Origin of the sequence: Faecalitalea cylindroides ATCC 27803 (assembly GCF_000469305.1) — a bacterium.
Taxonomy (GTDB): Bacteria; Bacillota_I; Bacilli_A; order Erysipelotrichales; family Erysipelotrichaceae; genus Faecalitalea; species Faecalitalea cylindroides.
The window spans coordinates 1-25,713 of the sequence record NZ_KI271056.1 but is presented as its reverse complement, the minus strand read 5'-3'; the positions used below and the strand labels follow the sequence as shown (position 1 = coordinate 25,713).

Annotated in this window: 30 protein-coding genes; 12 read left to right on the top strand and 18 right to left on the bottom strand. The window is 35.0% G+C overall.

Annotated elements, in window-relative coordinates:
- Nucleotides 1-104 precede the first annotated feature (104 nt).
- Complete coding sequence (locus HMPREF0367_RS09475; protein ID WP_035403678.1) at nucleotides 105-1,301, top strand: tyrosine-type recombinase/integrase; 1,197 nt, start codon at nucleotides 105-107, stop codon at nucleotides 1,299-1,301.
- Between the two features lie 292 nt (nucleotides 1,302-1,593).
- Nucleotides 1,594-2,022, top strand: coding sequence for a hypothetical protein (locus HMPREF0367_RS09470; protein WP_035403677.1), 429 nt, complete (start codon nucleotides 1,594-1,596; stop codon nucleotides 2,020-2,022).
- A gap of 32 nt (nucleotides 2,023-2,054) precedes the next feature.
- On the opposite strand, the gene cysK is transcribed toward HMPREF0367_RS09470, so the two are convergent.
- Genes cysK through HMPREF0367_RS09450 form a run of 4 tightly spaced genes read right to left on the bottom strand, consistent with a single transcriptional unit; the run spans nucleotide 2,055 to nucleotide 6,019 of the window.
- A complete protein-coding gene (cysK, locus tag HMPREF0367_RS09465) occupies nucleotides 2,055-2,978 on the bottom strand; it encodes a cysteine synthase A (RefSeq protein ID WP_035403676.1) in 924 nt (307 codons plus the stop codon).
- A complete protein-coding gene (locus HMPREF0367_RS09460; protein WP_035403675.1) occupies nucleotides 2,979-4,295 on the bottom strand; it encodes a hypothetical protein in 1,317 nt (438 codons plus the stop codon). It lies immediately after the preceding gene.
- Nucleotides 4,258-5,493 (bottom strand): glutamate-cysteine ligase family protein, encoded by a 1,236-nt coding sequence (locus HMPREF0367_RS09455; RefSeq protein WP_035403674.1) that lies wholly within the window; start codon nucleotides 5,491-5,493, stop codon nucleotides 4,258-4,260. The genes HMPREF0367_RS09460 and HMPREF0367_RS09455 overlap by 38 nt, the downstream gene beginning before the upstream one ends.
- Nucleotides 5,477-6,019 carry a DJ-1/PfpI family protein gene (locus HMPREF0367_RS09450; protein ID WP_022355721.1) on the bottom strand — a complete coding sequence of 181 codons (543 nt, stop codon included), beginning with the start codon at nucleotides 6,017-6,019 and terminating at the stop codon, nucleotides 5,477-5,479. The genes HMPREF0367_RS09455 and HMPREF0367_RS09450 overlap by 17 nt, the downstream gene beginning before the upstream one ends.
- A gap of 108 nt (nucleotides 6,020-6,127) precedes the next feature.
- On the opposite strand from HMPREF0367_RS09450, the gene HMPREF0367_RS09445 reads away from it, so the two are divergent.
- Complete coding sequence (locus tag HMPREF0367_RS09445) at nucleotides 6,128-6,658, top strand: HdeD family acid-resistance protein (protein ID WP_022355720.1); 531 nt, start codon at nucleotides 6,128-6,130, stop codon at nucleotides 6,656-6,658.
- Here HMPREF0367_RS09445 and HMPREF0367_RS09440 read toward each other — a convergent pair.
- From HMPREF0367_RS09440 to HMPREF0367_RS09410, 7 genes are all read right to left on the bottom strand, one after another.
- Nucleotides 6,655-7,497 carry an HAD-IIB family hydrolase gene (locus tag HMPREF0367_RS09440; RefSeq protein ID WP_035403673.1) on the bottom strand — a complete coding sequence of 281 codons (843 nt, stop codon included), beginning with the start codon at nucleotides 7,495-7,497 and terminating at the stop codon, nucleotides 6,655-6,657. The two genes, HMPREF0367_RS09445 and HMPREF0367_RS09440, sit on opposite strands and share 4 nt — an antisense overlap.
- Nucleotides 7,498-7,569: 72 nt before the next feature.
- Nucleotides 7,570-8,892: a hemolysin family protein gene (locus tag HMPREF0367_RS09435; protein ID WP_035403671.1), complete on the bottom strand. Its 1,323-nt coding sequence runs from the start codon at nucleotides 8,890-8,892 to the stop codon at nucleotides 7,570-7,572.
- An 85-nt stretch (nucleotides 8,893-8,977) separates the two neighbouring features.
- Nucleotides 8,978-9,637 carry an MmcQ/YjbR family DNA-binding protein gene (locus tag HMPREF0367_RS09430; protein ID WP_035403670.1) on the bottom strand — a complete coding sequence of 220 codons (660 nt, stop codon included), beginning with the start codon at nucleotides 9,635-9,637 and terminating at the stop codon, nucleotides 8,978-8,980.
- Nucleotides 9,638-9,658: 21 nt separating this feature from the next.
- Nucleotides 9,659-9,841 (bottom strand): hypothetical protein, encoded by a 183-nt coding sequence (locus HMPREF0367_RS09425; RefSeq protein ID WP_035403669.1) that lies wholly within the window; start codon nucleotides 9,839-9,841, stop codon nucleotides 9,659-9,661.
- A 145-nt stretch (nucleotides 9,842-9,986) separates the two neighbouring features.
- Complete coding sequence (locus HMPREF0367_RS09420) at nucleotides 9,987-10,196, bottom strand: nucleic acid-binding protein (RefSeq protein ID WP_015536213.1); 210 nt, start codon at nucleotides 10,194-10,196, stop codon at nucleotides 9,987-9,989.
- 40 nt (nucleotides 10,197-10,236) lie between these two features.
- The gene (locus HMPREF0367_RS09415) at nucleotides 10,237-10,671 is read right to left on the bottom strand and encodes a GNAT family N-acetyltransferase (RefSeq protein WP_035403668.1); all 435 of its coding nucleotides are present in this window, start codon (nucleotides 10,669-10,671) and stop codon (nucleotides 10,237-10,239) included.
- A gap of 29 nt (nucleotides 10,672-10,700) precedes the next feature.
- Nucleotides 10,701-11,348 carry a flavin reductase family protein gene (locus tag HMPREF0367_RS09410; protein ID WP_035403667.1) on the bottom strand — a complete coding sequence of 216 codons (648 nt, stop codon included), beginning with the start codon at nucleotides 11,346-11,348 and terminating at the stop codon, nucleotides 10,701-10,703.
- Between the two features lie 251 nt (nucleotides 11,349-11,599).
- Here HMPREF0367_RS09410 and HMPREF0367_RS09405 point away from each other — a divergent pair, with 251 nt between their 5' ends.
- The gene (locus HMPREF0367_RS09405; protein WP_015536215.1) at nucleotides 11,600-12,355 is read left to right on the top strand and encodes an alpha/beta fold hydrolase; all 756 of its coding nucleotides are present in this window, start codon (nucleotides 11,600-11,602) and stop codon (nucleotides 12,353-12,355) included.
- Between the two features lie 38 nt (nucleotides 12,356-12,393).
- On the opposite strand, the gene glpK is transcribed toward HMPREF0367_RS09405, so the two are convergent.
- Complete coding sequence (gene glpK, locus HMPREF0367_RS09400; protein ID WP_035403662.1) at nucleotides 12,394-13,863, bottom strand: glycerol kinase GlpK; 1,470 nt, start codon at nucleotides 13,861-13,863, stop codon at nucleotides 12,394-12,396.
- Nucleotides 13,864-13,975: 112 nt separating this feature from the next.
- Between glpK and HMPREF0367_RS09395 the strand changes: the two genes are divergently transcribed.
- Entirely contained in the window at nucleotides 13,976-14,689 is a 714-nt protein-coding gene (locus tag HMPREF0367_RS09395; protein WP_015536218.1) for an AzlC family ABC transporter permease, read from the top strand.
- Complete coding sequence (locus tag HMPREF0367_RS09390; RefSeq protein WP_022355713.1) at nucleotides 14,682-14,984, top strand: AzlD domain-containing protein; 303 nt, start codon at nucleotides 14,682-14,684, stop codon at nucleotides 14,982-14,984. The genes HMPREF0367_RS09395 and HMPREF0367_RS09390 overlap by 8 nt, the downstream gene beginning before the upstream one ends.
- Before the next feature lie 109 nt (nucleotides 14,985-15,093).
- Here HMPREF0367_RS09390 and HMPREF0367_RS09385 read toward each other — a convergent pair whose 3' ends face one another.
- From HMPREF0367_RS09385 to HMPREF0367_RS09360, 6 genes are read right to left on the bottom strand one after another with little or no spacing between them, the layout of a single operon-like run.
- Nucleotides 15,094-15,633, bottom strand: a complete 540-nt coding sequence (locus HMPREF0367_RS09385) for a 4Fe-4S dicluster-binding protein (protein WP_051335245.1) — start codon at nucleotides 15,631-15,633, stop codon at nucleotides 15,094-15,096.
- 4 nt (nucleotides 15,634-15,637) lie between these two features.
- Nucleotides 15,638-16,717 carry a hydrogenase large subunit gene (locus tag HMPREF0367_RS09380; RefSeq protein ID WP_015536221.1) on the bottom strand — a complete coding sequence of 360 codons (1,080 nt, stop codon included), beginning with the start codon at nucleotides 16,715-16,717 and terminating at the stop codon, nucleotides 15,638-15,640.
- Entirely contained in the window at nucleotides 16,717-17,064 is a 348-nt protein-coding gene (locus HMPREF0367_RS09375; protein WP_015536222.1) for an NADH-quinone oxidoreductase subunit C, read from the bottom strand. The genes HMPREF0367_RS09380 and HMPREF0367_RS09375 overlap by 1 nt, the downstream gene beginning before the upstream one ends.
- Nucleotides 17,057-17,488, bottom strand: a complete 432-nt coding sequence (locus HMPREF0367_RS09370; protein WP_022355709.1) for an NADH-quinone oxidoreductase subunit B family protein — start codon at nucleotides 17,486-17,488, stop codon at nucleotides 17,057-17,059. Before HMPREF0367_RS09370 ends, HMPREF0367_RS09375 begins: the two co-directional genes overlap by 8 nt.
- A gap of 14 nt (nucleotides 17,489-17,502) precedes the next feature.
- The gene (locus tag HMPREF0367_RS09365) at nucleotides 17,503-18,363 is read right to left on the bottom strand and encodes a respiratory chain complex I subunit 1 family protein (protein WP_022355708.1); all 861 of its coding nucleotides are present in this window, start codon (nucleotides 18,361-18,363) and stop codon (nucleotides 17,503-17,505) included.
- Nucleotides 18,363-20,255 carry an NADH-quinone oxidoreductase subunit 5 family protein gene (locus tag HMPREF0367_RS09360; RefSeq protein WP_035403661.1) on the bottom strand — a complete coding sequence of 631 codons (1,893 nt, stop codon included), beginning with the start codon at nucleotides 20,253-20,255 and terminating at the stop codon, nucleotides 18,363-18,365. Before HMPREF0367_RS09360 ends, HMPREF0367_RS09365 begins: the two co-directional genes overlap by 1 nt.
- A 93-nt stretch (nucleotides 20,256-20,348) precedes the next feature.
- Here HMPREF0367_RS09360 and HMPREF0367_RS09355 point away from each other — a divergent pair, with 93 nt between their 5' ends.
- The 6 genes from HMPREF0367_RS09355 to hypE form a co-directional block, all read left to right on the top strand.
- Nucleotides 20,349-20,690 carry a hydrogenase maturation nickel metallochaperone HypA/HybF gene (locus HMPREF0367_RS09355; RefSeq protein WP_015536224.1) on the top strand — a complete coding sequence of 114 codons (342 nt, stop codon included), beginning with the start codon at nucleotides 20,349-20,351 and terminating at the stop codon, nucleotides 20,688-20,690.
- 1 nt (nucleotide 20,691) lies between these two features.
- Complete coding sequence (gene hypB, locus HMPREF0367_RS09350) at nucleotides 20,692-21,357, top strand: hydrogenase nickel incorporation protein HypB (RefSeq protein ID WP_035403660.1); 666 nt, start codon at nucleotides 20,692-20,694, stop codon at nucleotides 21,355-21,357.
- Entirely contained in the window at nucleotides 21,344-23,533 is a 2,190-nt protein-coding gene (hypF, locus tag HMPREF0367_RS09345; RefSeq protein WP_035403659.1) for a carbamoyltransferase HypF, read from the top strand. The genes hypB and hypF overlap by 14 nt, the downstream gene beginning before the upstream one ends.
- Nucleotides 23,533-23,760, top strand: a complete 228-nt coding sequence (locus tag HMPREF0367_RS09340) for a HypC/HybG/HupF family hydrogenase formation chaperone (protein WP_211237388.1) — start codon at nucleotides 23,533-23,535, stop codon at nucleotides 23,758-23,760. The genes hypF and HMPREF0367_RS09340 overlap by 1 nt, the downstream gene beginning before the upstream one ends.
- Complete coding sequence (gene hypD, locus HMPREF0367_RS09335; protein WP_035403658.1) at nucleotides 23,747-24,769, top strand: hydrogenase formation protein HypD; 1,023 nt, start codon at nucleotides 23,747-23,749, stop codon at nucleotides 24,767-24,769. The genes HMPREF0367_RS09340 and hypD overlap by 14 nt, the downstream gene beginning before the upstream one ends.
- A partial coding sequence (gene hypE / locus HMPREF0367_RS09330) for a hydrogenase expression/formation protein HypE (RefSeq protein WP_051335246.1) occupies nucleotides 24,766-25,713 on the top strand: 948 nt, incomplete at its 3' end. The genes hypD and hypE, both read left to right, overlap by 4 nt.

Genomic DNA, 25,713 nt, shown 5'->3' with positions numbered 1-25,713 from the left:
GACAAAGTAACAAGCGGCTGAATTCCGTGTGCAGATTAAGCGAAAACAGTTTGAAAAAATCATTGATACATTGGACGAAATCTAATGTCAGCGAGCTTCGCACTATGTCTAATGTAAAGAGAAAAGACAGCAAGGGACGCAATTTACGACTTGGAGAGAGCCAGAGAAAAGACGTAAGATACGTTTACAAATATACCGATATGTATGGGCAACCACAGTTTGTCTATGCTTGGAAACTCGTTCCGACAGACAAGACACCCGCTGGGAAACGTGAAGATTTGTCATTGAGGGAAAAGCAGAAAAAGATTAAGAAAGACCTCGACGACGGTATCAATACCATAGGTGGGAAAATGACAGTCTGCCAGCTCTACGCAAAGAAGAACAGCCAGAGAAAAAATGTGAAACGCAACACAGAAAAAGGTCGCCAGTATCTTATGAAAATTCTGGAAAACGACCCGCTGGGTGCAAGGAGCATTGATACGGTGAAGCTATCGGATGGTAAGGAATGGGCTATGCGAATGTATGAGAATGGCTTTTCCTACAAGACGATTAGCAACTACAAGCGTTCTCTGAAAGCGTCATTCTATATGGCGATTGAGGACGACTGTATCAGAAAAAATCCTTTTAACTTCAAATTGAGCGACGTTCTGGAAGATAATTCAGAACCCAAAGTCATTCTCACGCCAGAGCAGGAAGAAAAAATGCTTGCCTTTATGGAACAGGACAAGACGTACAGTAAGTATTATGATGAAGTGGTTATTCTTCTGGAAACGGGGCTTCGTATCTCTGAATTTTGCGGTCTGACAGTCCATATAGATATGGCAAACCGTATCATCAATGTAGACCACCAGCTATTGAAAGATACTGAAATCGGCTACTACATTGAAACACCTAAGACCAAAAAAGGAGAACGCCAGCTTCCAATGACAGAAAGAGCCTATCAAGCCTTTAAGCGAGTGTTACAGAACAGAGGAAAGGCAGAGCCTATCATTATCAATGGTTACAGCAATTTCCTGTTCCTAAACCAAAAGGGCTTCCCTAAAGTGGCTAGTAACTATGTAAGTATGTTGCGTGGGCTTGTGAAGAAATACAACAAGACACATAAAGACCAGCTACCAAACATCACACCGCACTCATTCAGACATACCTACTGCACGAACATGGCAAACAAAGGAATGAACCCGAACACCCTACAATACATCATGGGACATTCAAACATCACCATGACATTAGGGCACTACGCACACGGTACTTTCAATTCAGCAAAAGCAGAACTAGAAAGGCTGGCTCTTGCTTCTTAAATCGGTGATTGTACTACTCATTTACTACTTTTGGTTGCATTTTCATGCTGGTAAATGCCAGCTTATGCAGAGTATCTTCCCAAAGGAAAATGCCGATAAAGCCCTAAAATACAGGCTATACCGACATTTACCAGCTTATGAAAAGATAATCAGAAATTTAGTAAGTTTTTATGCATAAAATCACCAAATATTATTATAGTATTTAATAACTAAAGAAGCATAGTTTCTTTAATTTCATCGTTAAATATTTTTTACACCTGATTTTTATTAGGAATGGTATTCTATTCATGAGATGAAACAGAAAATTAGTAAGTATTTAAAACATTTTATATCTGTATTTGCTATATATGCCATATGTGTTTATATGATCGGATTTTTAAGAGATTATTTCTTCAATGAAATCTGTCATTTAAGTTGGACTATATGGATTTTTGGTTTGATATATTCAGGTATATTTTCCTACTGGCATTATCGAAGCATAGGCAGTATTCATGGCTCTAAGAAATTACTGTTTTTCAAAAATGTTAGTTTAGCTATTTCTATATTTCCATTGATCGTATATACTTTCAATCCAAATCAAAATATGTATCTTATTCTCTTTTTGATTTTTATTGGATTAGCTGCTTACTACAACCAAAGATATGTATATCCTGAAAAGAAATCTTTATGGATATTGATATTGACTCTTTTTGCGATTATATTGTTTATTCATACCAGTTAATAAAAAAAGACCCTTGAAAGGATCTTTTTAAACTATTCAAACATCGGAGTGGACAAATATCTTTCCCCAGTATCTGGAAGAATGGCTACGATCATCTTACCTTTATTTTCTTCTCTTTTTGCCAGCTGCATTGCTGCATAAACGCTGGCTCCAGAAGAAATACCGACTAACATGCCTTCTTTATGGGCCATCATTCTTCCAGTTTTATAAGCATCTTCATCTTTTACCGTTAAGATTTCATCATAAATCTTTGTATTTAATGTATTTGGAACAAAATTAGCTCCGATTCCCTGAATTCCATGTGGTCCTGCTTTATGCTCCGTTAATAATGGAGAAGAAGCTGGTTCAACACCAACAATCTGAATTTCAGGATTTTTTTCTTTTAAATATTTTCCAATTCCAGAAATCGTTCCACCCGTTCCTATGCCGGCTACAAGAATATCGATCTTTCTTTCCGTTTCTTTCCAAATCTCTGGACCTGTTGTCTTATAGTGCGTATTAGGATTTGCTGGATTTTCAAACTGACTTGGAATAAAACTATTTTCAATCTCTTTTGCGAGCTCATTTGCCATATCTACAGCACCCTGCATTCCTTTTGAACCTGGGCTTAATACAACCTTAGCTCCATATGCTTTTAACAGATTTCTTCTTTCAATGCTCATTGTTTCTGGCATCGTTAAAATTGTTTTATAGCCTTTTGTTGCTGCGACACAGGCAAGTCCAATACCCGTATTTCCACTTGTAGGTTCAATGATGGTTGCTCCCTTTTTGATCAAACCTTGTTTTTCAGCTTCTTCAATCATTTCTAAGGCAATTCGATCTTTAATGCTTCCGGCTGGATTAAAGAATTCCACTTTTGCGATAACTCTTGCGTCTAGATTTTCTTCTTTTTCAAGATTTGTTAATTCAACAAGTGGTGTATTCCCAATCAATTCAGTTATCTTTGAATATATCATTTACGATTCCTCCTTTATGAATAACGTCGGTACGGTCTTTTCATTATATTGTGTTGAAATGATACCTGAATCACTCAATCTAGAATATACACCGGCAAATTGGCCATCATAAACATATAAACCTGTAAGATTTGAGTACATTTGATAATCATCATAATTTACCAAATCAATATTTTCTGTTTTATATGGAGTGATGTATTCCTGGGCAATATAATCTTTATCGATCCAATGCTCTACTTCATGTTTCCATTCTTCTGTATTTAGATCAACACCAGCCCATACGCCTTTTGCGGCATATGAATCCTTTGGTTTAATGATCCATTGATTTTTATCCTCTTTGATCATATCTGCTACATCTTTTGTCAAATCATAAGTCTTTGGTAAATGTTTTTCGATATATGCCACTTCTTCTTGAGTGAAATACTTCCGCATCAAAGGATCTAACAAAACTTGATTGATGCATTTATGATGAATCAATTGTGTTTGAAAGGCACCAATGATCGATACATCATCTGCCTTGATCGCATCAATAAAATCTTTGACAAGTTCTAAATTTTCCATCACATCCTTTGTGACAGCACGACGATAGATCACATCTAGCTGCATACCGCTTTTTGTAGACCACAATTTATGATCTCGATATTCAAGATTACGAATATCCACAACTTCACATTGATATCCTTTTTCTTTAAAAACTCGTTCAAAAACATATAATTCATTTAAATATGCCTTATCTAAGAAATCTACGATGGCAATATTGGGTTTTTCTTTTAGTTTTGGATCTGTATGACAAATCTTTAGAAAGACATCCACCCAAGTATTCACAAGTTCCATGATTTCAAAATCTGTATCCAAAGCCATAAACGCATTGTTCAATGATAAAAACTCATTCAAGCGTTTATTTTCATTCATTGCGCTTGTTCCATCTGTATTAAACTCACAGAATCCAAATTCTTTTGTCTTTTCATCATAAAAGATATCCACACGACAAATAGGAATCAATGAGTCATAGCGTGGTTTTAATAAGATCAATTCTTCTAATTCTTTTGAAAAGCCAAAAAGCTTTCGTATTTCTTCATCACTTTGATAAGCCTTAATAACCTTGGAAAAAATTTGATACATCGTATCAACGATCGATTCAAATCTTTTTTTATCTTCCTGTGTATAGAATTTAGGAATATGTAAAGTACGAGTGTAATTAGGCCCTCCGGCATTTAATTCACTTGCTTGAATGGTCATTGTTGTCTTCAATGCACTCTTTTTGCTTTCAATGCGATGTTCATCGATGTAATTCTTCATTTTCAATGCGTAATTCATAATTTGTTTCCTTATAAATATGAAATCTATTCTCAATTAATTTTATTAATGGTTCAAGATCCTGTTCTTCCTGTGGATTTAAACCTTTTTTTGCATCCTGAATCAATTCAAAACATAAATCTTGAATATTGTTTTGATAGACTTCGCTATCCCAACCATTTTTTCGAATACTTTCTTTTGTCTGTTTGATATCGTTAATAGAATTTGTTAATCTTAAATATTTTTCTACCGTTTCAAGATCATAGAATAAGCCTTTGATCAATGCGCAATAGGCAATCGTATATTCAATCGGCATAGCATCTGCACTTCGAATCTCAATAAATTGTTTTAATCGAATATCTAAAAAAGACATAGAAAGATAGTGAGATATATAAGATCTAGACCATCCTTCTTTTTGAGCCACTTCTTCCAAGGTTTGATCTTTGACAGATACAAATTCATTTCCATCATACATCAAGATCAAAGGAACCTTTAATATCCAGTCAGTATAGGACTGAAATCCAAAGTTTTCTTCAAATAAAGAGGGTATGATTCCACAACGGGATGGGTCTGTATGCTGCCAAATATCATCGCGCAATAAAATATCATGGTTTTCCTTGCCAGCATAATTTTTAGTATTCGAACATAGAAAGGCAAAAATTGGGTGAAGTATATTTGCCATGCGATATTTTTTCACAAAATCTTTTTCATCAGCATAGTCAATCGAAACATGAACAGCTGCCGTAGCTTTCATCATTTCTAAACCACGTGTTCCACTCTTTAAAAAATATTGTTCCATGAATTCATAACGTTTTTTATCAATACGTTGAACTTGATTGGCTGCTACAGTTGGTAAACCACCACTATACACAATACGATAATCACTCTTTTTTAGATAATCTTGGATAAGATCCATATATTTTTGATAAATATTCTGGATCATATCTAAATCATGTAAACAAGTAATAGAAATCTCCAACTGGCACCCTGGCTCTAAAGTAATCAAAGCCTGTTCAGATTCCAAGGCAATTAAATTTTGTTCTTCATAGATTTTCTTAGAAAAATAAGGAACAAGATAATTCATTAATTTAGAAATCTCATGATAAGGCATTGGCAAGCCTGTGTCTTTATGAATGATAAAATGTTCGACTTCTAAACCAATACATCCCGTCTGATGATCTTTTTTTGAATCGTAAAAATACTTAGTTAGAGGATGCATAATAAACAGATTCTTTTACCTTGTCTGCCAATTCTTTTCCACCCAGTTTTTCTAAGATCGCAAAGCCAAAATCAACACAAGCTGCCGCACTTTTTCCCGTAATGATGTTTCCGTCCACGACAGCATATTGATCAATATACTCTCCTCCAAAATCTTCATTCATGCTGGTAAAACAAGTATATTTCTTTCCTTTTAATAAACCTAAATGTCCAAGTAATGTAGGAGCTGCACAGATTGCCGCAATGATTTTTTCATTGGCAAATGTTTTGATCAAATCCAATACTTCTTCATTTTTTTCTAATTTTTGATAATGTGGTCCTCCAGGAATGATCAAACAATCTACCTTAGAAAAATCATATCCGTCAAAAGGAATGACATTGGTGATCGTAACACCAGAACGTCCTGTAACACTGGTTCCAGGAATGCTGACGATATCCAAATCCAATCCTCCACGAATTAACATATCAATAGGCCCCATAGCCTCTAGTTCTTCAAATCCATTATCCATTACAATTGCTGTTTTCATAATAAACCACTCCTTTTTTCCTAGTATAGCGCAAAAGTAAAACTATGGGCAAATGTAACGCCTTTTTTTCAAGAATAGAGTATAATGAAACTAGAAGGAGGTAGACTTATGAATTATTTTTTAAAGCCTTCCGATAAAGAAATTAACATGCTGGCAATATCCTATATTGTATTCGGATTATTAATTTGTTTATTCAACGTAACTATACTAACCATGACCATCCGTGTATTCGGAATAATTGCCTTACTCTTTAGTGGCTATTTATTATACACATATTTTGTGCAACGTATATCAACAAGTTTAAGTCCACTCTTTATTGGAGTTCCCGGACTTTTAATTAGTATTTTGATGGTCTTTAGTCCTGAAAGTATTTTGGCAATGTTACCAATCTTAGTTGGAATCATCTTAATCATTAATTCAATTGTTCATATGCAAAAATCTTTGATTTTAAAAGATTTTGGATATCCACGTTGGAATATTAGTTTGATCTTTTCAATCCTTGTATTGATTACAGGTGTTATTCTATTGTCTCAACCAATTCAATCTCTATCAATCATCATGCAGATTCTTGGTATTGCGTTGATTGTAGAAGCAATCTTCATGTTGATCAATCAACATATTTTAAAAAGATATGATTAATTAAATAACTCCGATAACTCTTTATATACTCCGTCTTGACGATTGGTATATTGACTTACTCGATGCGCTGCTCGCTTTGTCGAATCCAGCGCATTTTTCATTGCGATTCCTAAGCCAACATTACTTATAAGCTCATCATCATTTCCACCATCCCCAAAGAAAATAACTTCTTTTAACGAAATTTTTTTCCGAGCCAAATACCAATAGCTTGCAATAAACTTACTTATGCCTTGTTTTACAATTTCTAAAGAGTGCATGGAAGATGGATAATAGGCATAATCTAAATTCAATAATTTCACTTTTTCTTCAAATTCCACTAATGACTTATGGTTTCCCGCAAAACAGATTTTTTCATATTCATCCTCATGTAAAACAATCTTATTTTCTAATTTTAATCTTGAAGCTGCCTGGAAAAATGGAATATTAATTCGAGAAAAAAGTATTTCCATCCTTTTGTATATCTTTTTAAGTGCTCCTGGCACAAAAACATGATAATCGTTATCTTCATGAATATATGAAATTAGTTTATATTGTTTTGCCAGATGAATCAGTTCATAACATTCTTGTTTGGATAATAGAGAAAACTTATGTTGGTCTCCACCAGCTAAATCAATCACTTCAGCTCCATTGGCACAAATCACAAAACCTTGATACTTTTTAAGTTGGAGCTGTTCAATAAAACTATCTAACTCATTTAAAAATCGTCCCGTTGCCAAGCCAATGACAATTCCTTTTTCTTCTAGTTCTATGATTTTCTTAGCTGCATTGTCAGAGATCATTTGATCTTTATAAAATAAAGTTCCATCTAAATCAAAAATAATTACCTTATACGAATCCATAAAGATCATACCCCTTTTCCATAATATTTTTATAGTATCACTTCTATGTATAAAATTAAAAGAGAACAAAAATTAATTCTTGTTCTCAGTTACTAAAGTTAATTTTATTTTTGTTGCTCGATTGGATTTGATTCCTAAAATATTAAAGATACAGTTTTTATATGAAACAACATGCTGTGAGTCATCCATAGGAATTTCTCCTAATAAATCTAAGACAAAACCACTTAATGTCTCAAATTCAGTATCTCCAAAATCTATATCTAATTTATTCGATAAATCTTCCAAAGCATAATTTCCATCGATAATGTAGTTATTGACATCCAGTCTACGAAGCTTAGGTTCCGTATCTCGGTCATACTCATCTTCAATGTCTCCCATTATTTCTTCGATCAAGTCTTCAATCGTTACAATACCTGAAAACCCACCATATTCATCAATCAAAATTGCGATATGTTGGTGTGCTCCCTGCAGTTCTTTAAAAAGATCATTCACACTTTTTGTTTCCAAAACAAAATAGGGTTTACGTAAAATTTTATTTATATCTACATTATCAAAACCATTTCTTCTAGCTTCAATCACAAAATCTTTCATATTTAAGATTCCAATAATGTTATCAATTGAATCATCATAAACTGGAACTCTTGTATACTGCATTGTCATTAAACGATCAAGATTTTCATCCAGCGGATCATTAATATCAATGGAATATACATCAGTACGTGGTGTCATAATATCGCAAGCCAAACAGTCATCAAAATCAAAAACATTACTAATCATGTCTGTTTCATTCTCGTTAATGGCTCCGTTTTCCTGTCCTGATTCCAGTAAGGCACGTATTTCTTCTCGTGATAGAGATTCTTCCACATTTTCATCTTTGATATGAAAAATACGCAAAACCATTTTGGTAGACCATGATAAAATCTTGATAAAAGGACTGGCAATCTTACTAATAAAAAGAATCGGTTTAGCACATAACATTGAAAACGTCTCTGGCTTTTGTAACGCTATTCGTTTAGGTACTAACTCACCAAAAATCAATGTAATAAAAGAAATCAAAACTGTAATCAATACCATTGCTATTGTATCTGCATAAGGTATTGATAATTGATTTAAAAAATCTGCAAAAATAACAGATATACCAGTTGCAGCACTTGCTGAGTTAAAGAAACCAGCCAAAGTAATCGCAACTTGAATCGTTGAAAGAAAATTTGTAGGTTGTTCTAAAAGCTCTTCTACCAATTTTGCCTTTTTATTTCCCTGTTCACTCAAATGATGGATCTTTGTTTTACTGACTGAAACAATTGCCATCTCACTAGCTGCAAAATACGCATTAACCAAAGTTAATACAACAATAAGTAATACTTGTAAACCAATAGAATTCGGGTCTGGGTCCATATAATAATTTCTCCTCTTTATTTTTTAGTTATTCTATCAAATCTTTGTATATATGTAAATATAGATTACTTTTGAAGTTACTTGATTATTTTGTCATTTGATAACTCTCATCAATACATTTATATATATCTTTTAAAGAAATAGCCCCATCTAAAATGATGGTATACCAATACTTTTTGTTCATATGCCATCCAGGATAATATTTTTTGTGATCTACTATTTTTTCTACTTTTTCAAAACTATTTCGTAAATCTAAAATCTCCACAATTTCATCCGATGATATTCCTAATTTTCGCTTTGAAACGCTTAACATTGCCCCATACCATTTTTTATTTTCCTGGTGTCTAAAAATCGCATTTCTAGGATATTTATCCCATAAAAATTCCAATTCATCTCCATATGTTTTACGAACATATTCGATAATATTTTGAGCCTGTTCGCTCATAAACAAAGATTGATAATAACATTGATCTAATATATCTTGTAACACAGACTTTACTGCATCTCGGATTTTACCAACATATTCACCTGAAGCATGTGTCTTGTAAAGGATGTATTCTTCCTGTGTTGTCTTTTCAATCAAAGTCGTATCTAATTTCAAATTGGTGTCAATCGTTACAACCAAATGAAATTCACAATCTAGAATATCAATCTCATATCGATAGATATCCTCATTCTTTATAAAACCAAAAGGTTCTAATTTTTCTAAATTTACTCTTTTATATTGAAATAAATCTTCAAACATTTAAAATCCCCTACATTTTTGCTATTTAACGGATCCATATGAATCGACTTCAGATTTTTTTATGGACTCTCCATTTTCATCAATTTCTTTCTCAAGCCAAGCCATGATTCCAAAACTACAAAATGGACATGTAACTGCTTCTTTATACACTTTCTGTTTACAACGTGGACAAATAACATATTCTTCATTCTTCTTATTATCCATTTAATATCACTCTTTTGTGTTTTTTCAGAACTCTTTTATTCGTTCAAAATATAATTCAGTCAAAACACATTCACATTACTATTAATAAAAATATTCTTAAATTTTAGTTCCTACAGTTCATTTTTGAACTTACAGTAAAAAAACTCTATCTATTCGATACTAATTCTTTTATTTTTGAAGTATCTTGAATATAAGTTTCAGTATATCCACACTCTGGGCAAACAGCACATCTAATTTTACCTAAACTCTCTTTGAAAATACCTTGCTGCGTAACCTTAAGCCCGTAAGCTCCTCCTTCTACCTTAACATCTAAATCTTCAATCATTTCTGCATTACATCTTAAGCATTTTCTCATGTTTTTAACTCCTTTACCAATCCTATTTTTAAACGATAACTTAACGTTCATATTTCATGGCTGTATATCTTATACCATCCGATACTTGTTCAGTGTCCAAATCTGTAAAACCAAACTTATGATAAACACAAACTGCATATGGTGAAGAATTAACTGTGATAATTTTACTCAAACTATTCTCCAACAGATATTCCCAAAGTCTTCTGCCAATGCCTTGTCTGTGATACTGAGCTTTAACGAAGAAACAACAAATATGTTTTCGGTTATCATTTGTCACAATAACTCCTTTTAACTCATTATTGTCATAGGCTCCCCAAAATTCCAAAGTCTTAAGTATTTTTTTATCATTGATAAAATCTTTGAATGATTGAATACCTTCTTTAGAATAGTCAGGTGCTTCAAATTGTAGAAATGTTGACCATATCAGTTCAATAGCATCCGTTAATTGAAGTTCATCTATTTTGATTATTTCCATATGTTGCACCTTCTTCAAATTTCGAATTATCAATCATATTTTTCAATATTTATAGTCGCAATCGCTGATTGGTTGGATTTGCCCGTGACTAGATCTTGTGGTGCAGGCACCAACATCATAAATCCATCTTTGCCATACCTTTTCTCATATCCTTGTGCATAATCCCTATCAACAGAAATATGTTGTATCTGACCTATGATCATAGCTGTCATTCCTGCCCCACTTAAATCTTCAACACTTTTTAAAGTACATTCTATATTCATGAATGCTTCATTGATCATCGGTGCATGAATTGTATGAGCTTTAGATAGATTAAATTTTCCTGTCTCAAACTCATCTGTTTCTAAATCATTCTCCTTAATTGTATCGACTAACTGATCATAGTAGCTAATTGGTAAGAAGTTGATACAAAAGCATTTTTCTCTTTTGATATTGGCATAAGTATGTGTATGTTGATATAAATTTCCCATGACCGCAAAGAAAGCTGTTTTATCCCCATGGAAACAGCTCCATGAGTGAAAACAAACATTTGGTTTTCCATTTTCTTTCCATGTCGTAATCGCAAATAAAACAGTTGGTATTCCAGCAGTTACTTCAAAATGAGAGAATAATTCAAATTCCTCTGGATAGGATGATTTGAAATAATCTGGAAAGTCTTTTGAAATTTCTATTTTCATTGAGCCTCCTCCTATAAAGTTATATTATTATTTTCTTCGTTCTCTTTATGTACTTCTTCTAACAAAATTATATCAAATATACTTTTATACATATATGTGTAATCTGTAAAAAAAGTTATATTCTACGTTATAATATAAGTAAGCTAAGGAGGACTATAGTATGGGTATCTTTACTAAATTCTAATCGCAAGGTGAATTTTTTGGACTATCGCCTTGCTGATCAAAAAAATGATGATTAGGAGGCTGAAAAAATGTCATATTTTACATACAAATCAAAAAAAGTTTTCTATCAAGAAGCGGGAACTGGAAAACCTCTCATCATGCTGCATGGAGATACTGCATCTTCTAGAATGTTTGAATTTTTATTACCTTTATATCAGGAAAATTTTAAAGTAATTTTATTAGATTTTTTAGGCAATGGTCGATCTGATCGAGTCAAAGAATTTCCTGAAGATCTTTGGATTACACAAGCAGATCAAGTGATTTCTTTAATTGAGCATTTAAAACTTGAAAAAGCCAATCTTTTAGGAACGAGCGGAGGAGCATGGGTTGCCATTAATACCGCATTAAAACGCCCTGACCTAATTCACAAAGTAATTGCAGACAGTTTTGATGGAAGAAATTTGCATGAAAACTTCGCAGAAAATCTTATACAGGAAAGAGAATTCGCAAAACATGATCTGCAGGCAAATCAATTCTATGAGTGGTGCCAAGGTAAAGATTGGCAAACAGTGGTAGATAAAAACACACAAGCCCTTACAAAGTGTGCAACTAATCATATTCCCCTTTTCTGTAAACCATTAGAAATTCTTAAATCACCAATCCTTTTTATGGGAAGCATAGAAGATGAAATGTGTCGTAAAAATCTAGCAGAAGAATACGAAAACATGATTTCCCTTGTAGATCATGGATATATGTACATCTTTAAAACCGGTGGACACCCTGCCATCTTATCTAATGCTGAAATGGCATCAAAGATCATAAAAGAATTTCTAGTTCGACCATAAAAACCAAGCGGCTAATCTTAACGATTAACCGCTTTTTATTAATAACTCATACAGCTTTTTACAGCTCGCTTCCAATCATCATATAATTTTTCAACCGATTCATGTGTCCGTTTTGGCATAAAACGTGTTGTTTCAACTTCTTTAAAATCATCCATGGTATACATACCAGTACTAAGGCCAGCAAGTCTTGCAGCTCCCAATGCCGTTGTCTCACTAAATTGTGAACGAATTACAGGAATTTCCAGGATATCACTTTGAAACTGTAATAAGAAATTGTTTTTGCTGGCACCGCCATCGACCTTGATTTCATGAATCTTTTCTTGAAGCTCCTCTTCCATTACAATGATAAGATCTTTACTTTGATAAGCCATAGATTCCAAAGCTGCACGAACAATATGGCGAATATCTGTACCTCGTGTCAGTCCAAAAATAGCTCCCTTGCATTTTTCATTCCAGTAAGGAGCTCCTAAACCTGTAAATGCAGGAATGATCATGACCCCATTACAGGAATCAACACTTGTTGCGATTTCTTCGGTCTGACTAGCATCCTGAAATAATTTTAAACCATCACGTAACCATTGAATCAAACTTCCGGATACAAAAATACTTCCTTCCAAGGCATAATTAACTTTTCCATTGATTCGCCATGCCACAGTTGACAATAAGCCATATTTTGAAATGATTGGTTCTTCTCCAGTATTGATTAAAAGAAAACCACCTGTTCCATAGGTATTCTTTACATCTCCTCTATCAAAACAAGATTGTCCAAACAAGGCAGCCTGCTGATCTCCAACAATGGCTCCAATTGGACAGGAATAATTAAAGAAAAACATAGGATCTATATTCCCTATGACATCCGATGTATCTACTATATTTGGTAACATAGATTTAGGAATATCAAAAATCTGTAATAATTCATCATCAAATTTCAGAGTATGAATATTAAACAATAACGTTCTCGAGGCATTGGTTACATCCGTGACATGAACTGCTCCATTGGTCATTTTCCAAACCAGCCACGTATCAATCGTACCAAATAATAAGTTTTCTACAGGAGGTAAATTCTCGACATTTTCTAATATCCAGCGAATCTTGCTGGCGCTAAAATAAGGATCAAGCACAAGACCGGTTTTTGCTTTAATAACTTTTTCTTTAGGTGTATTACGATATCGATCTACGATCGAAGCTGTTTGTCTTGATTGCCAAACGATTGCATTATAAACCGGCAATCCGGTTGTCTTATCCCAGACAACTGTAGTTTCTCTTTGATTTGTGATTCCAATGCTCATGACATCTTGTGGTTTAATATCATGTCCTTGAAATAATTGTGCTAAAACACTTAATGTGGAAAGCCATATTTCATTGGCATCCTGTTCGACCCATCCTGGTTCAGGAAAGCTGTTTTTTATTTCCTTTTGTGCAATTTTTACAATATTTTGATTTCGATCAAAAACAATAGCACGTGTGCTTGTCGTTCCCTGATCGATTGCGATTATATATTTTTTCATACTGCTTCACTCCTATTTGCCACTCCATTATATCATGTAAGGCTTTTAATTTAGAATAATATTTAATTCTTCAAATAGCTAAGCTATAATAACTAAACGGAGATGAGTGTAAATGGAAGTGGTTGAAAATCGTTTTATTCAAGGACTAAAAGATAGTGTTCCCATTGGTTTAGGCTATCTTTCAGTGTCCTTTACCTTTGGCATGATGTGTGTATCATCCGGCATTCCTGTAGAAGTAGCTGTTGTTATTTCATTGACCAATTTAACAAGTGCCGGTCAATTTAATGGATTGATATTAATTTTAGAAGCAGCTCCTCTAATGGAACTAGCTATGTCACAATTTATCATCAATTTAAGATATGCTTTGATGTCTTTATCTTTATCGCAAAAAATTGATAAGAAAATGAGCACCTTGGATCGTGCTTTCATTTCTTTTGGAATTACTGATGAAATTTTTGCCTTGGCCAGCTCAACCTATGAAAAAGTTGGTCGAAATTATATGCTTGGTTTAATCCTTTTCCCTGTTTTTTGTTGGACCTTAGGAACATTTATTGGTGGGTCAGCGACCGCACTGATGCCAGAAACATTACGAAACGCCTTAGGCATTGCGATTTATGGCATGTTTTTAGCCATCATTATTCCTCCAGCCAAAAAATTAAAGAATGTACGAAAAGTTTTGATCTTCTCCATCATTCTTAGCTGTTTCTTTGAACTCATCAAACCTGTAATAGAAATATCCAGCGGATTTGTGATCATCCTTTGTACGATTCTGGCTGCTGGACTTGGGGCTTACTTTTTCCCGGTAAAGGAGATCGAACATGAGTAAATATCTACCCTATATTTTAACCATGGCTATTGTCACCTATCTCATTCGTATGATCCCGTTAACGTTCTTTCAAAAAGAATTGAAAAGCCCTTTTATTAAATCATTCTTATTTTATGTGCCTTATGCTGTTTTAGGCGCTATGACTTTCCCCGCTATATTTACAGCTTCCCAAAATTTGATACCAAGCTTAGCCGGAACAATTGTTGCCTTGATTCTGGCATATAAAGAAAAAGGGTTGCTAACGGTTGCGATAGGTGCTTGTATTGCCGTATATATCACGGAATTAATCCTATAAAAATAGAGTCAACCAGCTATTACTTGCTATTGACTCTTTTAAAATATGCTTCAATTTTATCTATATTTTTAATTGATTGATCAATTACTTCCTGCATTTAAAAATACCTTTATTCTTCAATCATTTCGATACAATGTTTTGGACACGTCTTCATACAAAGTGTGCAGCCTACACAAGCATTCTTATCCAGTTGCCATAGTTTTTGTGTTCGATCAACATTGATAGCCTGCTTAGGACATTTCTTGGCACATAAACCACAATAAACACAGTCTTCTTTTGCCTGTGGAAATTGTTGTTTTTTTACAGGGCGTACATATATTTCTGTATTCTTTTGGGTATCCGGCATAGTATACCCTTTTTTCATATGCAAACACTTTTTAGGACAGACATTGATACAGTTTCCACATTGCACACAATCAAAGCGATCAATGCTCCATGTTCCCTTCTGCCTGTCCACTTGAATTGCTCCAGGAGGACAATTCTGAGCACAAAGAGTGCAAGAGATACACTGTTCAATATCTATTTCAATATGCCCTCTCATTCGTTCGGTATAATTGGACTGTTTAAAAGGATACTCTTCTGTTACCGGTTTTGATACAAGATTCTCCATAATTTGACGGGTAAATACAAACATCTTTGTTGGTTTCATGAACTTACCTCTCTGTACAACTGATACAAGGATCGATCGTAAGGATCAACAAGGCAACATCCCCTAATTGACATCCCTTTAACAGATCCAACATAGCCGGAATATTGGATGTTGTCGGGGTACGTAAACGGAAACGATCTAGATATTTTGTTCCATTCCCTTTTGTATAATATATAGCTTCCCCGCGGGGCTGTTCAATACGAATAAAGCACTCTCCTTTAGGATTGCCTTTGACTGGAACAGATATCTCACCTTGTGGAATCTTTGAAATCAATTCATGCAAAATCTCAAAAGACTGCATGATTTCCGCAAGGCGAACCTTCACTCGCGCATATGAATCCCCTTCAATCGCAATGATCGGTCCAAAATTTAATTCTGAATAAGCCGCATACCCTGTCTCTCTTGAATCATATGGAACACCACTGGCACGTAACATTGGGCCACAGGCTCCCGCTATATAGGCCTGTTCTTTGCTTAAGACACCCAATCCACGTAAACGAGAATTGACAAGACGATCCTCTAAGAATGTTCTGGTAATTGGCTTTAACTCTTTTTCCATATCCGTTAATGTCTGATCAATAATTTTTAACATGGATGGATCGATATCTTTTAATACACCACCAACCTGATTTACAGAAAATATGATCCTTCCTCCTGTGGTCATATCAAATAGATCCAATACTTTTTCACGCAGGCGCCAGCTTTGCATAAACAAAGCCTCAAATCCCAAAGCATCTGCCAATAGACCCAACCATAATAAATGCGAATGGATTCGACTTAATTCCATCCATAAAGTTCTTAAATATTTAGCACGTCTAGGCACATCGATATTCATCATATGTTCAATGCTCTCACAATACCCTAAGCCATGCCCAAAGCTACAGATACCACATACTCTTTCAGCTATATATACATATTGTTTATAATCCTTTGTTTCTACCAGCTTTTCAAGTCCTCGATGCACAAAACCAATATTTGGGATTGCCTCCACTACAACTTCATCTTCTAAGACCAGATCCAAATGAATCGGTTCAGGAAGTACAGGATGTTGAGGACCAAAAGGAATGACACTTCGCTTTGCCATTATGCATCCTCCTTCGCTTTAAAAGGTGTATCTGCTTCTATACGATATAGTTTGTGTTTATAGTCCATAGTAATATTTTCAATATGGACGCCAAATAGTTCAGCTGCTTCATTTTCCTGTAAAAAAGCACAAGGATAAATTTGCGTAATTGAAGAAATGGGTTCATCTTCCTTTAAACAAATACGTAAAGTATCCATATCAAGATCTTTGACAAAGGTATAACTCATTTCAAAGCCATCATTTATTGTTACCGCACAAATCTGTGCCAAACGCCATCCTTCCATCTTTCGTTTTATGCAGGAGGCATATAATTCTTCTTTATTGGATTGAATGATACGATCACTCATGTTCGACAGCCTCCCTTTTCTTTTCTAATATATCAACAGCTTTTAAGACACCATCAATGATTGACTGTGGCCTAGCTGCACAACCTGGTACATACACATCAACAGGAATAACTTTATCCACACCACCTAAGATATTGTAACAATCTTTAAAAACACCGCCTGTGCAGGCACAGATTCCAACCGCAACTACAACTTTGGGATGCGGCATCTGTGAATAAATTTGCTTCACAACTTCAGCACTTTGAGCATTCACACCGCCGGTAATTAATAGTATGTCCGCATGGAAAGGATTTCCGGTATTGATGATTCCAAATCGTTCAATATCAAATCGAGGCATCGTACAAGCTAAAACTTCTATATCACACCCATTACAGCTGCTTGCATCATAATGCAGCATCCAAGGCGACTTTTTTAAATGTTCCATCGCGCTTCACCTCACTATATCAACATCAAGATCAAAATATTGATTCCGCCACACAACAGCGTAATTAACCAACAAACATTCAATACATATCTCCAGTTGATGCGGGCACTGACATTGTCGATGACGATTTCTATAAAATAAACACCCAGACAAGCTATGATCGCAATGATCCAGCTATACCAGTTTGAGTTGATAAAGAACAAGGCAACCACTGCCAGCAGCAACATCTTCTCATAGTATTCCCCAATTTCCATGATAGCTAGAGTTGGCCCGGACATCTCCGTTGTAATTCCTTTCACGACCTCCTGATGAGCATGATGAGAAGTGGATAGATCAAACGGCGATTTTCTTAACTTGATAGCCATGATCAAGATGTAACCTACAAATAAGCCTGGCATCATCAAAATTACAGATGTACTTTGTTGAATGATATCATCTACACGAAATGACCCTGTTGCCAAATAAAACCCTACCGCAATCAAGAGCGTCATAGGTTCATACGCCATCATCTGCAACATTTCACGACTCGCTCCTATATTGGAATACGGTGAAGAATCACTGCTGGCTGCCAAGATCAAAAACATATCGGCAGTCGACAAAATAAACAAGCTCATTAATATATCTGTCCCAAAGAACACCATGCCACCGGCAATTGCCAAGAAAACTAAATAGCTGCAGTTCAACAATAACTGAACACTGTTTACCGCAATCATCTGTTTTGAAAATAATTTAATCAGATCATAAAATGGCTGAAAGATTGAAGGTCCTTTTCTTCCCTGCATGCGAGCTGTGATCTTACGATCTATCCCGTCTAACAAAGCTCCAACAAAAGGAGCCAGAATCAAATACAGTGCCAAAGATATAAACCGGTTCATCACAAGATTCCTCCTAAAAGTATCGCAAAACATACGATCAATACGCTGGAAGCTACAATTTGAGAAGGTTTCAACAATCTTCGTCTGCCAAACTCAAAACGCAAATACCAGTTAGAAAGATAAAGTTTCTTAGATTCTCCCATGCTGTCAATAAAATGAGAATTATCCCCTGTATTGATACCATTCATATAAGTAGGCACATAATCTCTAGGCGCCGTTCTTGTAATCAAGAACATAACACTTGGTACAACTAAAATGCTGAAGACCATTATGACCATCGTTGTTAACTCACTCATGGATAAAACATCATGCGTTGATCCAAATAATGTCAAAACAACTGGATTCACAATATATTTTGCCAATAGCGGGAACAATAAACACAGACAAATCATGATACCACAAAGAATATTCATAGAAAAATATTCATCTTTACGAGTTTTATCCTCATCCGGTGTCTTTGGCTTATGCATTGCGATCAACTTTCCTAACCACTTGGTCCAATAGAACATCGTTGAAGCACTACCAAAGGCAATAAACATTACTAATAACACATTCCCTGAATCCACAAAGGCCTTTAAGGCAACCCATTTACTGATTAACATACCAAAAGGGGCTAAATACATTCCAGCAATTCCTATACCGATGATATAAGCTAATTTAGGCAATCTTAAAATCAAACCATGCATATGTTCAATATCACGCGATCCAATGCTGTTTTCTGTAGCTCCCACACCTTCAAACAACATAGATTTGCTGACGGAATGAAAGATCATCAAGAAAATGGCTGCCCATACCGTTTGTTCTACACCAATTCCAGCACATGCTACAATTAAACCAAGATTAGAAATTGTTGAAAATGCCAAAACTTTTTTGGCATCATTTTGAGCTATTGCCATCAAACTAGCCATGATAAAAGTAAATCCACCAATAAAAGAAACCATACTTCCACATAAAGTGCCATTTAAAGCAGGAGCTAATCGAATCAATAAATAAACACCTGCTTTGACCATGGTTGCACTGTGTAATAAAGCACTGGATGGTGTTGGAGCTACCATCGCTCCATATAACCATGTTGAAAATGGTAGCTGGGCGCTCTTTGTCAAACCAGCAAGTGCCAATAAGCCAATTACCAGCATATTTCCATTGGAAACAATTACACTTAGCTGTACACTATGAGAACTCATCGCACATAACCAGATAGCCAGAGCAAAACCTACACCACCTAGCAAATTCATCCACAAAGCTCTAAAACTATTATCAATTGCTTCTTCCGTCCTGGTATATCCAATCAACAAAAAAGAAATAACACTCGTAATCTCCCAGAAGAAATAAAGCCAGATCAGATTGGATGAAAGCACCAAGCCAAACATTGCGGCCATAAACACAAACAACAAAGATAAAAACGTTGAACTTCGATCAAGGACCCCACGATGATTTTCATGATAGCTTTTCATATAACCAACGGAATAAATCCCAATCAAGCCACCAATCACAGCACAGATTACGCACATTAAAAGGGCTAAAGAATCAACTTGTGTATGAGTGGATTCAACCAAAGGAATCGTATACTCGACCCATAAAACCAAAAGTGTTTGAAAGATCGACAATAGACAAACCCATCGTTTTTTATATTTAAAGCTCATATAAATTATAAAAATCATCAATAAGATTTCAACAATCTGCATAAGATGGTCTACAAAGACTGTATCCACATAATAGCGCCATGTATTTTGCCCATCTATGATCCATGTTGCAACCATAAAAAAAGTTGTGACCATCATCAAAGCAGCCGTTATATAAATGATTAATCCACGTATTTTTTCATTATGAATCAAATAAATCAACACAGCCCCAATAAGAGGTATGCCTGTTAATGTCGGTATCAAAAACATAACGTCCCTCCACGATCTCTTTGATTCTCATTATATTCCTATTTGTAAGAGGTTTCCATTCATTTTTCAAGTTTTGAGGCGTATAATGGCATTATGCATGAAATCGATATCACACAACACATTCTTAAAGATGTCATTAAAATCGCTGAGTCAAAAAACGCAAAAAAGGTAACAGAAATTCGTCTAGTACTGGGACCATTTTCCGGTTTTGTGCCAGAGTGTATTCAAATGTATATGGATCTTTTGGCAAAAGATACAATTTGCCATGGTGTACAGATCAAAGTAAAAGAAATTCCTTTAAAAGTCTATTGTAATCAATGTCATAAAGAAGCTTTGATTGATCGAAAACATATTGAATGTCCTTTTTGTCACAGCATTGATCTAAAACGTCTTTCAGGAAATGAATGTCTTATCGAGAGCATTGAGGTGGAATAATATGGAAATTAAAGTATATCATCAGATCATGGACTGGAATCAAGATGTCTCTGATCAAGTAAAAGAAACTTTGAAAGAACATCATACTGTGCTGATCAATATCATGGGTTCACCAGGAGCTGGTAAAACAAGTTTGATCAAAAATATCATTGAACAATTGAGAGATACATTTTCAATTGGCGTCATTGAAGGCGATATCACAACGGATATCGATGCCAAAACAATTGCCGAAATGAACGTCCCAAGCGTTGAATTAAATACCGATGGAGCCTGCCATATCGAAGCTATGAGCATCCAAAATATATTAAAAGACTTCAAACTAGATTCTATCGATGTTTTGCTCGTTGAAAATATTGGCAATTTAGTCTGTCCAGCTGAATTTGATATTGGAGAAAATATGCGTATTACGATACTTAGCGTTCCTGAAGGTGATGATAAAGTCGTAAAATACCCTTTGATGTTCACCGATACCGATTGCTTAGTAATCAATAAAATAGATGTACTGCCTTATTTTGATTTTGATTTAGAAAGAGTACAAAATGATTATCATGTCATCAATCCAAATGCCCCTTTCTTTTCAGTCAGCACAAAAGATAAGAAAGGTCTTAATGAATTTATTGATCATTTAAAAGAAAGGATCGAACAAATGCTCCATGAAGCATCTTAAGATACAAGTACAAGGCATCGTACAAGGAGTAGGTTTTCGTCCCTTTGTTCACCGTCTTGCCTTACACAACAATCTAAAAGGATATGCTTATAATGATGCCCAAGGTATTATTATTCATATTCAAGGTAATTCTAAAGATACCGATATATTTTTAGAACAGTTAAAAAGTCAGGCTCCTGTGCTTTCTAAAATTGAAAATATCGAAATTGAAGAGTATCCTATGGAATCTTTCAATGATTTTCAAATCAAAGAGAGTCAAAATGGAATCCATCAGACACTCATTTCACCAGATATTGCCCCTTGTGAAGACTGCATTCATGAAATGCTAAATCCAAATAATCGTAGATACCATTATCCTTTTATTAATTGTACAAATTGTGGACCACGATACTCGATCATTCAAGATATTCCTTATGATCGCAAAAATACGACAATGTCTGATTTCAAGCTTTGTTCACAATGCGACAAAGAATATCATGATATTCAAGATCGACGCTATCATGCCCAGCCAAATGCCTGCAAAGAATGCGGTCCAAAACTCATTTATGTAGGGAATAAACAAGATGAAGACGAATTAGAAAATGCTATAAACGATTTAAAGGAAGGAAAGATCGTTGCCATTAAAGGTATTGGAGGAATCCATCTAGCCTGTGATGCCAACAATAAACAAGCTGTTTTACGACTCAGGAAAAGAAAACAAAGAGAAGCCAAGCCCTTTGCAATCATGGCAAAAGATATTCAAACTGCAAAAGAATTGGTAGATATCTTTTCTGTTGAAGAAAGCTTTTTAATAAGCAAAGAAAGACCTATCGTACTATGCAAAAAGAAAGCTCCAAATTCATACATAGAACTATCCGAAAACAAAGAATTAGGAATCTTTTTACCATATAGTCCATTACATATTTTATTGTTAGATAGATGTCCTCTTTTAGTGATGACAAGTGCCAATCTTTCAGATACACCTGTATTAACAGATAATGAAGAAGCCCTGATAAAACTAAAAGACATTGCGGACTCTTTCCTGCTGCATGATCGAAAGATTGAAAATCGATGTGATGACTCCTTGATTCGAATCGTAAATGATAAACCATATTTTATCCGCAAGAGTCGAGGATATGCACCAATTGTGATCCATACACCATTTGATGTTGATGGACTACTAGCACTAGGAGCTCATCAAAAAGGAAGTTTTGCTCTGGGAAAAAATCATCATGTTTTTATAAGTCCTTATATTGGAAACATGGAAACAATTGAAACTATGGAACACTTTACTAAAGCTCTTGATACCTATAAACGCCTTTTCGAAATTACGCCGCGTCAAGCTGGCTGTGATCAACATCCTGATTATGCATCAACTTTATATGCACAAAGTTTAGACATCCCTATAACCAAGATATATCACCATCATGCACATATGGCCAGCTGCATGTTTGAACATGAACTAAGCGGACCATGTTTTGGTATCATATGGGATGGGACTGGTCTTGGTAAAGATCAAACGATCTGGGGTGCTGAATTTTTAATTGGTGACTACCAAGATTTTGTCCGTATAGGTTCCATTAAACCAATTGATCTAATTGGAAGTGAACAAGCAATCCATGAAATAGGACGAATTGGCTTGGTCATGAGCATGGACGCCAACATTGAACAAACATTCTTTGAGCCAACAAAACAAGAACTATTAAAAAAGATAAGGATTCAAAACAGTGTTTCTGCCACAAGTATGGGTCGATTATTTGATGGACTATACAGTATCCTAACAAAGAAAATAACTCAAGACTACGATGGACAAGCTCCTATGCTACTTGAATCTATGGTTCAGCCAACAGATAAAAGATATTCTTTAAAATTCTATGAAAAAGAACATGTACGATACTTTGACTGGACACCTATGGTCAAAGAAATGATTCAGGATACTGATGATATCCACATCAAAGCACAAAAGGCAATCAACACGATCATTGATATGGCTATCGAACAAGTTCATACATTAAATAAAGAATATCTGCCTATCGTTTTAAGTGGTGGTTGTTTTCAAAATTTGCAGTTATTGCAAGGAATTTATAAAAAGCTTATAAAAGAAAACTATACAGTTTACTGGCATGAAAAAGTAAGCTGCAACGATGAAGGTATAGCCTTAGGGCAACTTGCTATCTTAAGTCAAAGAAGGAAGTGATGACAATGTGTTTAGCCATTCCCTTAACAATTGAAGAAATTCAAGATAAAACAGCTGTCGCCAGCGCCAATGGTATATCACAAAAAATACGAATTGATTTTTTACCGGATATACAAATTGGTGATGAAGTTCTGGTACATGCTGGATTTGCGATAGAAAAGATTGATAAAGAAGAGGCCATGAAAACCAAAGAAGTATATAAGGAGCTGTTTGATGTTATTAAATAAACCAAAAAGAAAAATCAAACTCATGGAGATTTGCGGTACGCATACGATGTCTATTGCCCAAAATGGAATACGTTCTTTGCTGGAAGAGAATATAGAACTCGTATCAGGACCTGGGTGTCCTGTCTGCGTCACTCCTTCCAACATCATTGATATATGTTTAGAGCTCCTTAAAGAGCCAAATATCGTGATCTTCAGTTATGGAGATATGTTACGAGTACCAGGCTCTAAAGGAAAACGCCTGTTTCAACATAAACAGGTAAAGATGTGTTTATCTCCTTTAGAAGCTTTAGATTATGCCAAAGAAAATCCAAATAAACAAATCATCTTTCTAGGAGTTGGTTTTGAAACCACAACACCGGGAAGTGCCATTTGCATCCTAGAAGCCTACAAACAAAATATTAAAAACTTTTTCTTTTACAGCTTATTAAAACGAACAGAACCGGCTCTTCGAACTTTATTAAAAGATGATCCTGACATTGATGGTTTTATTTGCCCTGGTCATGTCGCATGCATCCTTGGTGAACAAGGCTTTCAATTTCTGAGTAAAGAATATCATAAACCTGGTGTTATCAGCGGTTTTGAAGCCGAAGATATCTTATGTTCAATTAATCTTTTGATTGATATGATAAATCAGGATACACCAGCCATCAAAAACACATATCAAAGAGCGGTCCGCTACAATGGAAACCAGAAAGCTCTAAGCTTGATCCATGACGTTTTTGAGCCGGAAACTTCACTTTGGAAAGGGCTAGGAAATATCGAAAAAAGTGGTCTTAAGTTAAAAGATACATATTCTCAATTTGATGCCAAGATCCATTTTCAGCTACCTTTACCAGAAAATAAAGAACCTAAAGGATGTCAATGTGCCAATATATTGACCGGGAAGAAAAAACCGATAGAATGTCCATTATTTCAAAAAATATGTACACCCCAAAATCCCATTGGACCATGTATGGTTTCAAGTGAGGGAGCCTGTGCGGCAAGCTTTATGTATGAGGAGAGATTATGAAGAATATCATCACGATCGATCATGGAAGCGGAGGTCAACTGACTTCCCAATTAATAGAAGATATCATTGTTCCATCATTTCAAAATAATGCCTTAAATGAGCTTAAAGATGGAGCTATCTTAATAAACCAAGAACATCCTCTTGTTTTTTCTACAGACAGTTTTGTAGTTGATCCCTGGAATTTTTCTGGAGGCGATATAGGAAAGCTGGCGATCTGTGGTACAAACAATGATATTTTGATGGCTGGAGGAATTCCAAAATATCTATCCTGTTCCTTGATCATTGAAGAAGGCTTTCTTCTAGATGATCTTAAGCTTATCTTAAACTCTATGAAAGAAACCGCAAAAGCTTGTGATATCCAAATAGTTACAGGTGATACAAAAGTAATTGAAAAACAAAAAGGAAACCAGATTTTTATTAATACATCTGGTATTGGCTTCTTAAAACGAAAAACATCCTACTCCTACAAAGAAGAAGATGTTGTAATCGTATCCGGAAGCATTGCCCGCCATGGTGCCAGTATCTTTATGGCAAGAGAAGATATCCAACTTCTAGGTGAGGTTCATTCTGATTGTGCTCCTTTAAATGAGCAAGCCAAGAATGCTATGGATATAGAAGGACTTCGTATCATGCGCGATCCAACACGAGGCGGTGTTGCGACTACCTGTATTGAATTGATTGAACAAACTGAATTTGGAATGGAGCTTTATGAACAAGAAATCCCAATTGATCTGGATGTCAAAACACTTTGTTCTTTACTCGGCTTTGATCCTTTATATTTAGCTTGTGAAGGACGAATGTTAGCTATATGTGCTAAAGAGGATGCCAATAAAATGTGTCAAGCTCTTGGACAAGATGCCAAGATCATTGGAAAAATCATAAAAAGTCATCCAAAAGAACTTCATTTAAAAACAAAATTAGGAGCTACCAGACGTTTAAGAAAA